This is a genomic window from Elioraea rosea (assembly GCF_007644105.1).
Taxonomy (GTDB): Bacteria; Pseudomonadota; Alphaproteobacteria; order Acetobacterales; family Acetobacteraceae; genus Elioraea_A; species Elioraea_A rosea.
In genome coordinates, this window is sequence record NZ_VFAC01000023.1 from 1 (window position 1) to 13662 (window position 13662).

The 13662-nt window shown below is 70.1% G+C and carries 12 protein-coding genes; 6 read left to right on the forward strand and 6 right to left on the reverse strand.

The genetic code is table 11. The features are described 5' to 3' along the window. The first annotated feature begins 170 nt into the window (after positions 1 to 170). The 3 genes from FIF60_RS14040 (at position 171) to FIF60_RS14050 (ending at position 2473) form a co-directional block, all read left to right on the forward strand. Positions 171 to 590, forward strand: a complete 420-nt coding sequence (locus FIF60_RS14040) for a CoA-binding protein (protein WP_144186723.1) — start codon at positions 171 to 173, stop codon at positions 588 to 590. A gap of 86 nt (positions 591 to 676) precedes the next feature. Continuing rightward, entirely contained in the window at positions 677 to 1195 is a 519-nt protein-coding gene (locus FIF60_RS14045) for a DUF2076 domain-containing protein (RefSeq protein ID WP_144186724.1), read from the forward strand. Positions 1196 to 1264: 69 nt separating this feature from the next. After that, positions 1265 to 2473 (forward strand): MFS transporter, encoded by a 1209-nt coding sequence (locus tag FIF60_RS14050; RefSeq protein ID WP_144186725.1) that lies wholly within the window; start codon positions 1265 to 1267, stop codon positions 2471 to 2473. Between the two features lie 3 nt (positions 2474 to 2476). On the opposite strand, the gene FIF60_RS14055 is transcribed toward FIF60_RS14050, so the two are convergent. From FIF60_RS14055 to FIF60_RS14070, 4 genes are read right to left on the reverse strand one after another with little or no spacing between them, the layout of a single operon-like run. Beyond that, complete coding sequence (locus tag FIF60_RS14055) at positions 2477 to 3583, reverse strand: alanine racemase (RefSeq protein WP_204251202.1); 1107 nt, start codon at positions 3581 to 3583, stop codon at positions 2477 to 2479. Continuing rightward, positions 3583 to 5145 (reverse strand): ABC transporter substrate-binding protein, encoded by a 1563-nt coding sequence (locus FIF60_RS14060; RefSeq protein ID WP_144186727.1) that lies wholly within the window; start codon positions 5143 to 5145, stop codon positions 3583 to 3585. Before FIF60_RS14060 ends, FIF60_RS14055 begins: the two co-directional genes overlap by 1 nt. A gap of 60 nt (positions 5146 to 5205) precedes the next feature. Next, positions 5206 to 6774, reverse strand: coding sequence for a M81 family metallopeptidase (locus FIF60_RS14065; RefSeq protein WP_144186728.1), 1569 nt, complete (start codon positions 6772 to 6774; stop codon positions 5206 to 5208). A 4-nt stretch (positions 6775 to 6778) separates the two neighbouring features. Continuing rightward, a complete protein-coding gene (locus tag FIF60_RS14070; protein ID WP_144186729.1) occupies positions 6779 to 7921 on the reverse strand; it encodes a pyridoxal-phosphate dependent enzyme in 1143 nt (380 codons plus the stop codon). A gap of 69 nt (positions 7922 to 7990) precedes the next feature. Between FIF60_RS14070 and FIF60_RS14075 the strand changes: the two genes are divergently transcribed. The 3 genes from FIF60_RS14075 (at position 7991) to FIF60_RS14090 (ending at position 10450) form a co-directional block, all read left to right on the forward strand. After that, positions 7991 to 9091 carry a M20/M25/M40 family metallo-hydrolase gene (locus tag FIF60_RS14075; RefSeq protein ID WP_144186730.1) on the forward strand — a complete coding sequence of 367 codons (1101 nt, stop codon included), beginning with the start codon at positions 7991 to 7993 and terminating at the stop codon, positions 9089 to 9091. Between the two features lie 75 nt (positions 9092 to 9166). Continuing rightward, positions 9167 to 10114: a hypothetical protein gene (locus tag FIF60_RS21620; RefSeq protein WP_158639216.1), complete on the forward strand. Its 948-nt coding sequence runs from the start codon at positions 9167 to 9169 to the stop codon at positions 10112 to 10114. 9 nt (positions 10115 to 10123) lie between these two features. After that, entirely contained in the window at positions 10124 to 10450 is a 327-nt protein-coding gene (locus FIF60_RS14090) for a CU044_2847 family protein (RefSeq protein ID WP_144186732.1), read from the forward strand. A gap of 21 nt (positions 10451 to 10471) precedes the next feature. Here FIF60_RS14090 and FIF60_RS14095 read toward each other — a convergent pair whose 3' ends face one another. Next, positions 10472 to 11482 (reverse strand): magnesium transporter CorA family protein, encoded by a 1011-nt coding sequence (locus tag FIF60_RS14095; RefSeq protein WP_144186733.1) that lies wholly within the window; start codon positions 11480 to 11482, stop codon positions 10472 to 10474. Between the two features lie 131 nt (positions 11483 to 11613). Next, complete coding sequence (locus FIF60_RS14100; RefSeq protein ID WP_144186734.1) at positions 11614 to 13644, reverse strand: TRAP transporter permease; 2031 nt, start codon at positions 13642 to 13644, stop codon at positions 11614 to 11616. Between the last annotated feature and the right edge of the window lie 18 nt (positions 13645 to 13662).

Here is a 13662-nt window from a genome sequence, read left to right on the forward strand (position 1 = left end):
GCGGCGGGCCGCGAGGAGGGCAAGCGCCGCCTGCGCGGCGAGCGCGACAGGGGGCGCAGCGGCGGCAACGGCGGCGCCGAGGGCGGCGGCGAGGGCGAGCCAGGCGAGGGGTGCGGGAACGCGCATGCCCCATCCCTTCCCTCATGCGCCGCTCCGCGCAAGGATGTGCGATGCATGACGGCAACGACGACGCGGCGATCCGCGACATCCTCACCAGCGTCAGGCGCATCGCTCTGGTCGGCGCCTCTGCGAAGGCGGAGAGGCCGAGCAACGGCGTGCTTCGCTGGCTGCTCGCCCGCGGCTACGACGTCACCCCCGTCAACCCGGGCCTCGCTGGCCAGGCGATCCATGGGCGGACGGTCGTTGCACGCCTCGCCGACGTTCCGGGCGGCATCGACATGGTCGACATCTTCCGCCGAAGCGAGGAAGCCGGCGCGGTGGTCGACGAGGCGATCGCGTGCGGCGCGAAGGTCGTGTGGATGCAGCTCGGCGTCGTCGACGAGGCCGCCGCCGCCCGTGCCCGTACGGCAGGCCTGAAGGTGGTGATGGACCGCTGCCCGGCCATCGAGGCGCCACGTCTTGGGCTTTAGGCCCGGCGCAGCGTGACAAGCCTGTGTGGGTTCTTGAAGGCGAGGCCGGCGCGGGCCACGTGCGCGCCGGTGCAGAGGAGGATGCCATGACCGACGAGGAACGCGGCCTGATCACCGCCTTTGTCGCCCGTACGGCCAAGGCCGGCGGCGAGCCCATCGACCCCGAGGCCGATGCGCTGCTGCGGGAGCTGTTCGAGAAGTACCCGGAAGCGCGCTATCGGATCACGCAGCTCGCCTTCTTCCAGGAGCATGCGCTCGCCGAGGCCACGAACCGGGTGAAGCAGGCCGAGTGGCAGGCCCAGCAGCCGAAGGGCATGTTCGGCGGCCTGTTCGGAGGCGGTTCCGCCGCCCCGCCTCCGGCCAACGTTCAGGCACCTGGTCATCGCCCCGGGCTGTTCGACCAGCGCAGATCCGGCTTCCTCGGCACGGCCGCGAGCACCGCGGTCGGCGTCATGGGCGGCATGATGCTCGGCAGCATGCTCGGCTCGATGATGGGCCTTGGCGGCACGACGGAGGCGGCGGAGCCACCGCCGGCGATGATCGAGGAGCCGCCGGCGGATGACGGCTTCGACAGCGACGTGTTCGACAGCGACGACCTGCTCTGACGGCTGGACGCCGTGCGGGTCGGCGCCGGGGAATAGGCTCCCGGCGCCGCATCGGCTACCGTGCCCGGGATGGGTGCAGAAACGACGATCGAGCGGCCCGCGGCGCGTGACGCGCTGGTCATAGCGCTGATTGGTGCTGCGCACTTCATCAGCCACTTCACCATCCTCGCCATCCCTCCCCTTTTCCCGATGATGCGGGAGGAGCTTGGCGTCTCGTATGCCGCACTCGGGGGCGCCGTCGCCATTCTCTCTGCCGTCACTGCGCTCGGGCAGACGCCCATCGGCGTGTGGGTGGACCGCACCGGTGCGGCACCCTGGCTGATCGGTGGCACGCTGCTGATGGCCGCGGCAAGCATCGGCATGGGGCTGGCGCCAGGCTGGTGGTGGTTCCTGGCCGCGGCGCTCGTCTCAGGCCTGGGCAACGCCACCATCCACCCGGCGGACTACGCGATCCTCGCTGGCTCGGTGAGCCAGGAAAGGATGGGCCGCGCCTTCAGCCTGCACACGGCGGCCGGGTATGCGGGCTTCGCCGCCGCCCCCGCGGTGTCGATCGGGTTCGAGGCGCTGTTCGGCTGGCGCGGCGCGCTGATCGCCGTCGGGCTGATGTCTGCGCCCGTGGTGCTCGCGCTCGTTCTGTTCCGACGCGTGTTCCGGAGCGACATCGCGCGCCACGCCAATACTGGAAGCCCCGTGCGGGTGCTGACGGCACGGCCGATCCTGCTTCTCTTCGCCTTCATGACGCTTCTCGCCATGGGCGGCTCGGGGGTGCAGACCTTCCTCGTCACGGTGCTGCCCGAGATCCATGGCGTGACGCTCGCCGCCGCCGCGGCCGCACTGACGGCCTGGCTTCTCGGCAGCACCGGCGGAACGCTTCTCGGCGGCTGGCTCGCCGATCGCACGGCACGGCACGCGACGACGGTCGCGATCATGCTGCTCGGCTGCGCGACGCTCGTCGCCGCGCTCGGCGTGGTGCCGATGGGGGCGGTTGGGCTGATCGTGACGGCGGCCGTAGCAGGCGTGATGCTCGGCGTGCTGATGCCCGCGCGCGACATGCTTGTGCGGAAGGCCGCGCCGCCCGGAACGACCGGCCAGGTGTTCGGCTTCGTCTCTGCTGGCCTGCCGCTCGGCCAGGCGATCGTTCCGGCCCCGCTCGGCGCTCTGGTCGACATGGGCAGGCCGGGGCTGACCCTCGTCGTCTCCGCGCTCTGCCTCGCTGCGGCGGTGTTCACCGCAGGGACGGCGCAGGCCGCGCGCGTCGCGGCGCAACCCGCCGAATAAATTCTACCAGTAGTTCACGCGATCCCACACGGCGACGATTTCGTCCGACCCGTCGAGCACGTGATAGGCGGGGTAGGCGGCCGCCGTCAGGCAGGAATGGTTCGGCAGCACGCGCAGCTTCGCGCCGATGGGCAGCGCGTCGAAGGGCAGGGGGCGGTCGCTCTCCACCACGCCGTGCTCCTGGTAGGCGCGGCGGACGATGGCGTCGCCGAGGCTCGGGCGTCCGTCGAGCCCGACGACGAGGCCGAAGCCGTAATCCTTCGGCGCCGCCTCGGTGCTGCGGTCCTTCGAGAGAGCGAGCGCACCGGCATCGAGCAGGATCTGGTTCTTCTCAGGCCGCCGGCCGATGACGGAGGCGAGCACGGAGACGGCGATGTCGTCCCGCGCCTCGGTGCCGATCTGGCACTGCAGAAGGTCGCCGAACATGTAGACACCGGCGCGCACCTCCGTGACGCCCTCGAGGTGCCCCGCGTGCAGCGCAGTCGGCGACGAGCCCATCGAGACGATGCGCACGGTCTGCCCCGCTGCGCGGATGCGCTCGGCCGCGCGCACGATGCCTGCGCGTTCCGTCTCCGCCATGCGCCGCATGTCCTCGATGCTTCGCCCGGCATAGGAGTGCCCCGCATGGGTGAGCACGCCGGCGAAGCGTTGGCCGAGGCGCGCGGCGATGGCGGCGAGCGCCTCGTCATCCGGCCCGAGGCCGCCGCGGCCCTCGCCGACATCGACCTCGACGAGGGCGGTGAGCGGGCCCGGATGCGCGGCGATCGCCGCAGCCGCATCGGCGTCGTCCGTGATGACCTTCACCTCGGCCCCGCGCGCGTTCATCTCCGCCACCGCATCGAGCTTCTGCGGCGTGATGCCCACGGCGTAGATCTGGTCGCGGAAGCCTGCGGCGGCGAAGTAGCGTGCCTCGGCGAGCGTGCTGACGGTGATGCCGCCCGCCTCGCCCTTCGTCGCGAGCCGCGCGACCTCGACCGACTTCGCCGTCTTCATGTGCGGCCTGAGCGCGACGCCGTGCCGCGCCACCGCATGGTGCATGGCGGCGAGGTTGCGTTTGAGCGCCGGCAGCTCGAGCAGGAGCGACGGCGTGGTGAGGTCTGCGAGGCGCATCATTTCTTCCGGATGGCGTGCGCGAGGAAGCGGCCGTCGTTGTAGGGCGTCACGCTGAGCCCACCGGTCGCGGCGAAGATGTAGGAGGGGTAGTAGCCGAGGATGATCGCCATGTCGCGGTCGAGCGCGATCTCGGAGGCTCGGGCGAACAGGGCGTTGCGCTTCTCCTCGTCCATCTCGGTGAGCGCCTGGCGCACGAGCGCGTCGGCATCCGGGCTCGAATGCCGCGTGCGGTTGGCCGAGCCGAGGCCCGCCGCGCGGTCATAGGTATGCACCAGGGCGCGGTACATCGTGGAGATGTCCGACGTTCCGTATTGCGCCGCCATCACGCTGAATTCCTGCCGGCTCGCGGCGGGGAAGAAGGCGGCGTTGGGCAGCAGCGCCACCTCGGTCTGGATGCCGATGCGCGCCCACATCTGAGCGATCGCCTGGGCCACCTTGTCGTCATTCGGGTAGCGGTCGTTCGTTGCGTGCAGGGTGAGGCGGAACCCGTCGCGATAGCCCGCTTCGGCGAGCAGCGTGCGGGCGCGGTCGGGGTCGAACGCGACGGGGCGCAGGTTGGGCGAGAGCCCCGGCGCGCCGTCCGGCAGGAGGTTCGCCGCCGGCGTGGCCGCGCCCTCGAGCACGCGCTCGACCAGAAGCTCCCGATTGATCGCATGGCTGAGCGCGCGGCGGACGCGCACATCCTTCAGCGGGTTCGTCGTCATCGGCGCGCCGGCCCGGTCGCGCAGATGCGGCGAGACGTCACGGTCCATGTCCATCGCGACATACATCACGCGGCTTCCGGCGATCTGCGTGACGGAGACGCGCGTGTCCGTGCGGAGGCGACCGAGATCGGTCAGGCTCACCTCGTCGATCGCCTGCACCGCGCCGGAGAGAAGTGCGGCCGTGCGCGCCGTGTCGTTCGAGATCGTGCGGATCGACACGCGCGTCCAGGGGCTCCTCTCGCCCCACCAATGCGGGTTCGGAACGAGTTCCATCACCTCGCCAGGCCGCCAGCTCTCGAGCATCCAGGGGCCGGAGAACACCGGCGCGCGGGCGGCGTTGAAATCGGCCGTGCGGATGCCTTCGCCGAGCGATTTCGGCACGATGAAGATGCGCGCCATGTCGACCGGCACGAAGGGATAGGGCTCGCGCGTCCTGATTCGCACCGTGCGGGGGTCGACCACGTCGACGCCGGCGATGGCGCGGGTGAAGATCACGTAGCTTCCCGGCGAGCCCTCGATGCGCGGCACGCGGGCGAGGCTGAAGGCGACGTCATCGGCCGTGACGGGGCTGCCGTCGCTGAACTTCGCCTCGGGCCTGAGCGAAAACTCCCACGTCAGCGGATCGACGAGACGCCAGGAGGCGGCAAGCCCCGGCTCCATGCCCTTCGTCGGGCTCTCGCGGATCAGGCGCCAGTAGAGGTGTTCGAGCGTGTTGTCCGTCTCTCCCGCGTAGCGGAAATGCGGGTCCATGGACGAGGGGCCGAGCTTGATGCCCATCGTCAGCGTCTCGGCCGACGCCGGTGCGGCGAGTGCGGATGCGAGAAGTGTCGCGGCAAGCCATGAGCGGATGCGCATCGCGTGAACCTCCCTCCTGTTGCGTCTCCCGGACGTTACGGCAGTGTGCCGCGCGAGCGCTCAGCGGCGCAAGGAGGGCGGCTGCCAGGTCACATCATTGTCGAGCGGGATAACGGGCCGCGGCAGGTTCTTCCACGCAAAGCGCTTGAGCATGGGCGAGCAGAGGCCCGGCGCGTCGACCTCGGTGATGCGGTCATTGCCGAAGAACTCGTCGAACCCGCCGCGGAAATGCCCGCGCGACTTCACGACGACCGACCGTGCGGCGCGGATGTCGAGCCCGAGCATCTCGAAGAAGGCAGGGTCGGCACATTGCGTGCGGTACGACACGACGACGACCGTGAGCCCACCGATGGCGAGCGCGGCGGTTGGCCCGAGCCGCATGTCGCGGCCGGCGAAGATGCCGCGCCGCCCCGTGACGTGCCCGTCGCCGAGCTCGATCACCTTGGCCTCGGCCTCGAAGGGCTTGGAGAACTCGTTCGTCTCTGCGGTGTTGAACCGGGCGGTGATCGTCGCACCCTTGCCTGCGGCATGCGCGGCGGCAGCGAGCGGCGGATCGTTGATGATGCCCACATAGCAGCCCTGCACGCCCGCCTTGTGGAAGGCCTCGATGATCCACATCGTGTTGCCGCGCCCGCCGCCTCCGGGATTGTCGGCAACGTCGGCGAAGCACTGCGCGGGCTTGTTCGGGTCCGCCCCCGTGGCAAGCGCAAGCGCGGTCGCATCCTCGAGGCTTGTCAGCCTGGCGCGGAACCGCTCGCGGTTCATCCACCCGACCTCCGCCACCTCGATGGCGACGGAGCGGGCCTCGTCCGCATCCTCCTCGCGCGCGGTGACGACGACGGCGAGGCCGTTCTTCGCCGTATCGCCGTAGGCGAAGCCACCCATCACCGAGACGTTCATGATCCGGCCTGCGCAGTCGGCATCCGCCGCGCGCCGCTGGCCGAAATCGATCATCTCGCCATAGGGTCGGTCCGTCGCGTCCTGGCCGGTGAGCATCGTCACGGTCGGCGGAACGATGGGAAGGCGGACGAAGCCCTTCACCGTGCGGGTTCCGCGCAGCAGGGCGCGCATGTGCACGGCCGCCTCCTCGCCGCGTTCGCGCATGTCCATGTGCGGGTTGGTGCGATAGCCGACGAAGACATCGGGGTTGTCCACCATCGCCTGCGAGACGTTGGCGTGCAGGTCGAGCGTGGCGACGATCGGCACGTCGGGGCCCACCACCTCGCGCACCATCGCGCAGAGATCACCGTCTGGGTCCTGCCGCGCGGTGGTCAGCCCGGCGCCGTGCAGGCAGAGATAGACACCGTCGAGCGGCTTGGCGGCCTCGAGGCCCTTGCGCCAGATCGTCATCATCTCCGCGAAGAGCGCCTCTTCCACGGGGCCGTTCGGCTCGGCCATCGCGAGCAGGATCGGCACGGGCTGCCATGGGCCGGTCGCGTCCATGGCTGCATAGAAGCCGGGCGTCTCGGGAAGCGCGATGGGCGCGCGGGCCCGTGCGTCGGCCGTGATCGCGTCGCGCTCGAGCCAGACGCATCCCTCGAAATCGGTGCGCGTGGCGGGCGGGGCGAAGGCGTTGCACTCGATCGAGAAGCCGAGCACGGCGATGCGTGGCGGCGGGCCCTTGGCCATCGGATCAGATCTCCATTCCCATCAGCGCGCCGATGCGCGCCGTCGCCTTGAGCCCCGTGCCGGTGAGCACGAGAACGGTGGTCTCGCCCGGGCGGATCGTTCCGTCGGCGAGCAGGTTGGCGAGCGCGGCGGCGGCCGTCGCGCAGGTCGGCTCGACATAGATGCCGGTGCGGGCGAGCGAGAACAGCGCTGTCTCGATCTCCGCCTCCGTCACCGTCACCGCCGCACCGCCCGAGCGGCGGATGGCGCCGAGAACCTCGGCGAGCCGGATCGGCTTGGCGATGGCTGTGCCTTCGGCGATGGTCGGCGCCACGGTGCAGGGAACGACCGTGTCGGAGCCGGCGGCGAAGGCGGCGGCGATCGGGCCAACATTCGCCGGCTGAATCGCGAACAGCCTCGGCAGGCGCGCGATCTCGCCCGCGCGGAGCAGCTCGCCGAAGCCGATGTCGCAGCCGAGAACGTTCGAGCCCGCGCCGCAGGGGATGATGACGTTGTCGGGCGCGCGGAAGCCGAGGTCCTCCCAGAGCTCGTAGGCGAGAGTCTTCGTTCCGTGCAGGAAGAACGGGTGCCAGTTGTGGCTCGCGTAGAAGATCGCCTCGGCCTTCGCGAGCGCCGCGTCGGCGCAGTCCTGCCGCGTTCCGGGAACGAGCTCGATCGCAGCGCCCGCGGCCTTCATCTGCACGATCTTCGCCGGTGACGTCGAGGCGGGAACCATGATCGTCGCCGCCATGCCGCCGGCCGCCGCATAGGCGGCGATCGCCGCCCCGCCATTGCCGGAACTGTCCTCAAGCACCGCCTCGACGCCCTGCGCGCGCAGGCCAGAGAGCATCACCGAGGCGCCACGATCCTTGAAGCTGCCGGTAGGGGCGAACCATTCGAGCTTGAGATGCACCTCCGCCCCGCCGATGCGGCGTGGCACGAGCGGCGTGCAGCCTTCGCCCATGGTGATCGGGGCCACCTCCGGCCCGAAGGGAAACGCGCTGCGATAGCGCCAGAGGCTTCGCGTGCCCGCCGCAATCGCATCGCGGCGAAGCCCGGGCAGCTCGGTAAGCATCAACGGCGCACCATCGTCCGAGCGCCAGCGCGGGTGGTCGAGCGGCCAGGTGCGGCCCGACCTTGGGTCGAGATAGGAAGGAGATTGTGCCATGCGCCGCAGAGGCTTGCCCAAGCCGCGCCGGCTTGCAAGGCTGCGCGCCGCAAGCACGGGGACCCGACGATGAATGACGTGATCAGGCTGGCGCGCGAGCTCGTCGCGCTCGACAGCCGCTCCTCCCTCTCGAACCTTGCGGTGGCCGACCGTATCGAGGCGGAACTGGTCGGGTTCGAGATCGAGCGACTCGACTTCATCGACCCCGCGGGCGTCGCCAAGCGCGCTCTCGTGGCGCATCGCGGCCCGATGATGCCGGGTGCGGCGTTCAGCGCGCACATGGACACCGTTCCCGCAACGGGCTGGACGACCGACCCGTGGAGCCCCGTCGTGGCCGATGGCAGGCTCACCGGCCTCGGTGCCTGCGACATGAAGGGGCCGCTCGCGGCGAGCATCGTCGCTGCGAAGGCCGCCCCCGCAGGGCTTCCCATCACGCTGCTCTACACCTTCGACGAGGAGACCACGAAGGCCGGCGCGCACCTCATCGCCGAGCAGAGCGCACTTGCCCGCCGCGCGGCGCCGAAGGGCATCGTGGTGGTCGAGCCGTCCTCCATGCGCTGCGTGCGCGGGCACCGCGTGCATGTGCAGTTCACGGCAACGGCGAGCGGCGTCCAGGCTCATTCCTCAACAGGCAAGGGGCTGAACGCCAACCTCGCGCTGATCCGCTTCCTGCACGCGATCCTGCCGGTGCACGAGCGGCTGCGGAACGACCCATCCTGGCAGGATACGGCCTACGACCCGCCGTTCAGCGACTTCAACATCACCGTCGACAACCATGGCACGGCCGCGAACGTGACGGTCGCGAAGGCGACGGCGCGCATCAAGTTCCGCTACTCCCGCAAGGTCGACCCGATGCCGATCGTGACGGCAGTGCGCGACGCGGCGCGGGAGTTCGGGGTCGCGCTCGAGGAGGCGTGGGAGAGTGCCCCGCCGGAACTGGCCGTCGATCATCCGCTCGTCGCCGCCGCCGTCGCGCTGACCGGCGTCGCGCCGATCACGGCCCCCTACGGCACCGATGCCTCCGAGCTCCAGGCGATCGCGCCCTGCATCGTGCTCGGCCCTGGGGACGTGTCGGAGGCGCACAAGCCGGCCGAGAGCATCCCGGTGGCCGAGCTCGAGGCGGCGCCTGCGAACCTGCTCGCGCTCGCCGAGAAGGTCGCCGCGCTCTGATCAACGCGCCCGGCGGCTTGCGCCGCGAGGGGCTAATCCGTTACGATTTTGTACGGATCAGCCAAGGAGGCGCCGATGCCGACCGAGATCCCTTGGAGCCTCGTGCCCGACCGGGTGCCTGCGGTCTCCGAACAGGTGATGCGGCGAGCCGCGGCGATGGGCGACGAGCGGCTTGCGCGGGCGTTCCTCTGGACCACCGCTGCGTCCGACGCGGCTATCGCGCGGCCCGATCTGTGGCGCGCCGCCGCACGGCCGCTGCCCGACTATCCCTTCATGGCGGCGGGTTTCGCTCGGCTGCCGAAGGGTATGGTGACGCCGATCTGGATCGGCGCCTCGGAAGGGTTCGTGTTTGGGCTCTGTCTGTTTCCGGACGGGCAACCGGGGGAGAGCCCGGGGCTGCTAGAGCCGCTAACAGTCGACGGTGCCGTGCTGCCGGTGCTGCGGCTGCCGGCGCGGGTCGAGCGTCACCAGCGCGCCGGGCCGACGCATCCGTCCGGGGCGCGGATCGGCACGGCTGCCTGCTGGGCGCAGGCCGTCTCCGGCGGGCCAAACCCGACCGGCATGCAGGGTAGCGGGGTGCTGACCGCCGCGCATGTCGCGATCGAGGCGACGCCGGTGACGCCAATGACGCCTCCCTCGCCGCATGCGGTCGTCGGCTATGCACTCGATGCCGCCGTACTCTGCCCCGAGGCCATCCCGCCTCACGCCTCGCTGCTCAACGTGTTGCCCGCCGCCGTCGGCGTAGACGTCGACGTTCATCTAAAGGGGGCAAGAGCGCGCGCGACGGTGCTGCTCGCGTTCCAGCCCTCCACGCATGTTGGGTTCACCGTCCCGCATCGGCTGGTAATCGACCAGGCATACGCGAGTGGCGACAGCGGCGCGCTCGCGACGAGGGCCGGGACGAGGGACGCTGTGGGGCTCTACGTCGGAACGGTCAGACCAGTCTCCGGGGGATTGGCGCAGGGCGTTTGCCAGGCGATGGAGCAGGTGACGGCGGAGCTCGCGATCGAGCTCCATCTCTAGGAGGTTGTGATGCCTGACATCGAGGTTCTGATCGTCGAGACGGCGGTTGGCGGCGGTGGGCTGGTGCGGAAGGGCGCTGGCGGAGGCGAACAGCAGGCGCTGGATGCCGGCAAGGCGGTCACGAAGGTCGTGCGCATAAGCGCCGAGAGGATCGCCGATGGCGTCGCCGCCGTCGCGCAGGCCGTCGGTCCGACGCTGCGGGCCAAGCTGATATCGCTGCCCGGGCTCGAGCTCGATACCGTATCGATCGGCTGCGCGATCACCGTCGATTCCGGCGTGATCGTCGCCGGTGTCGGCGCCGAAGCCTCGCTTACTGTGACGTTCCGAGTGAGCTGATGCTGCCGGACCGGCCTGGACTCAAAGCCAGCCCTTGCGCTTGAAGTACCAGAGCGGGGCGACGGCGGAGGCGATCATCAGCGCGATCGCGACTGGGTAGCCGAGCGTCCAGCCCAGCTCGGGCATGAACTGGAAGTTCATGCCGTAGATGCTGGCCACCAGCGTCGGCGGCATGAAGATCACGGCGACGACCGAGAAGGTCTTGATGATCGCGTTCTGCTCGATGTTGATGATGCCGAGCACGGCGTCGAGCAGGAACGTCGCCTTCTCGTTCAGGAACTTGCCGTGCTCCATCAGGCTGCGCACGTCGCGCGCGAGGGTCTTCACCCGGTTCTTGTTCTCCTTCCGGATGCAGGTGTCCTTCTCCGCGGCGATGAAGGCGAGGATGCGCGAAAGGCCGAGAAGCGTATCCGAGGTCCGCGAGGTGATCTCGCCGACCTGGCCGAGCGCGATCAGCGCATCCTTCAGCGTCTCGTCCTTGCGCGTGGCACGGTCGTGGCTCTTCGCCGCCTTGAAGGCTGCCTGGCTCGTGCGGTCCATGTCGGCGCCGACGCGCTCGAGGATGTCGGCGAGCCGGTCGACCACCTGCTCGAACAGGCCGAGCATGACGCCGTCCGGCGTGGCCGCGAGCGAGGGGTTCTTCGCCGCGCGGGCTGCGAACACACCGAAGGCCTTCGGCGTTGCGTAGCGGATCGTCACCAGCGAGGAGGTAGTGAGAACGAAGGTGATCGGCGTCGAGCCGACCTCGCCGGTGTCGATGCCGAACAGGAAGGGGGCCGTCATGAACAGCACCTCGCCCTCGCGGTAGAGGCGCGAGGAGGCCTCGATCTCCTGCATCTCCTCGCGCGTAGGCACCTCGACGCCGATGAGCTGTTCGACGAGCCGCTCCTCCTGCAGCGAGGGCTGCAGCAGGTCGATCCAGATCGGCGCGGCGGGAGGGGTGGAGGTGGGCGCGGCGCCGGGGGGCGGCAGCGACACGATCGCGTCGCCCACCCGCATCTGCCCCGCCTCGACCTTGTAGGTCGTGATCATCGCGCCGGTTCCCTCACGCGCCCGAGCCTGCCGCCCGGTCGTTCTGGCCGCGCGCGGCGGGGCGGGTCAAGCGTCAAGGCCGGCGTGTCGCCGCATCGTCACGCTCGCGCGGCGCAAGCCCGAGGCCACGCTCAGGCGGTGGCGCCGCTTCGCCTCGCGACCTGCCTCTGCCACAGATAGAGCGCGACGCCGGTTCCGACGCCGACAAGGTCGGTGATGCCTTCGGGGATGATGCACAGGATCGCCCCGACCGCGGCGACGAGGCGGAGCGGGATCGGCAGCCGCCCGGCGAGATACCCCTCCGTCGCGAAGGCGAGCATGATCACGCCGATCACGGCCGTCACGAGCGCCTGAAGAACGGCAAAGAGCTCGCCCTGCGCGAGCAGGACCGGGTTCATGAAGAACATGTATGGCACCAGGAAGGTCGCCATGCCGAACTTCAGCGCCTTCAGGCTCGTGCCCCACAGGCTTCCGCGCGCGAGCCCCGCGGCAGCGAAGGAGGCAAGCGCGACGGGCGGCGTGATCGCCGAGAGTACCGCATAGTAGAAGATGAACATGTGCGCCACGAGCGGCTCCACGCCCATGCGGATCAGCCCCGGCGCCACGACGGCGGCGGCGATCGCGTAGGCCGCGGTCGTTGGCACGCCCATGCCGAGGATCAGCGCGACGATGGCGGCGAAGGTCATCGCGAGGATGGGCACGTTGCCGCCAAGGTCGAGCAGGATCGAGGCGAAGCGGCCGCCGATGCCGGTCAGCCCGATCACGCCGGCGACGATGCCTGCCGTGGCGCAGACGGCGATGAGCTGCAGAGCCTCGCGCGCGCCGATGGCGAGTGCGTCGGCGATCGCCTGCGCAAGCTGCGCCAGGGCGCCGCCCAGGGCGGCGATCGGGTTCTGCCGCTGTACCATGAGCCTGTGCAGCAGGAAGGTGACGATCATGATCACCAGCGTCGCCGCGATGCCGAGCCCGGCCGCGCGGAACGGCGAATAGCCAGAGAGAAGCACGTAGATCAGGATCACGAGGGGCGAGAACAGGTAGAGCCGCTTCAGCAGCGGCAGCAGTGGCGGCAGCTCGTCGCGCGGCAGGCCGCGCAGCTTCGCCTTCAGCGCGTGCAGGTCGGCGTGCGTGTAGCAGGCGACGTAGTAGAGGATCGCGGGAATGATCCCGGCGATCAGGATCTCCTGGTACGGGCGGCCGAGCACCTCGGCCATGATGAACGCACCCGCGCCCATCACGGGCGGAGCGATCTGCCCGCCCGTCGAGGCGGTCGCCTCGACCGCGCCGGCGGTGTCGGGGTCGTAGCCCGCGCGCTTCATCATGGGGATGGTGAAGGTTCCGGAGGCGACGACATTCGCGACGGACGAGCCCGAGACGGTGCCGAACATGAACGACGATATGACCGCGACCTTCGCCGGCCCGCCCCGCGCCCAGCCGACGAGCGACATCGCAAGGTCGTTGAAGTAGTCACCCGCCTTCGAGGTCTGCAGGAAGGCCGCGAAGGTCACGAACATGATGATGAACGTGGCCGACACGGAGGTGGTGATGCCAAAGATGCCCTCGGTTCCGGCGAGGAAGTTCACGGCCTCGCGCCAGGGCACGCCACGGTGATAGAGCGCGCCGGGAAGCCAGGGGCCGACGAAGATGTAGGCGATGAAGACGAACGCGATGATCGGCATCGCGAGGCCGGCGGTGCGGCGCGTGAACTCGATTAGCAGCGCGAGCGCTGCAAGCCCCACCACCGTGTCGCGGGTGCTCGGCCCCATGAAGGACCGCATCTCGATGCCGTCCGCGTCGAGGGCGAAGTGGAAGATGACCGCGATCGAGGCGGCCATCAGCAGCCAGTCGTACCAGGCGATGCGATCGAGCCGCGAGCTGGTGGTCGCGGCGAAGGCGCCGAGGCCGATGGCGGCGCCGGCGAAGACATGGATCGCGCGCGCAACCAGGGGGTCGATCGGCGCGACGAGAAGCGTCCAGAGATGGAAGGCGACGAAGAGGATGCCGAACCAGCGCAGCCCGATCGCGATCGGGCCGGTCAGGGTACGGCGGCTCGAGGCGAATTCCATGTCCTCGATGCGCGCGGCGTCGGCGGCGCTGATCGTCTCCTGGGCGAGGCCCGTGGTCGCGCGTGCCGTGCCACCGCCTCCGGACGTTTCGCTCCTCATCGGCCCCCCTATCCGGTC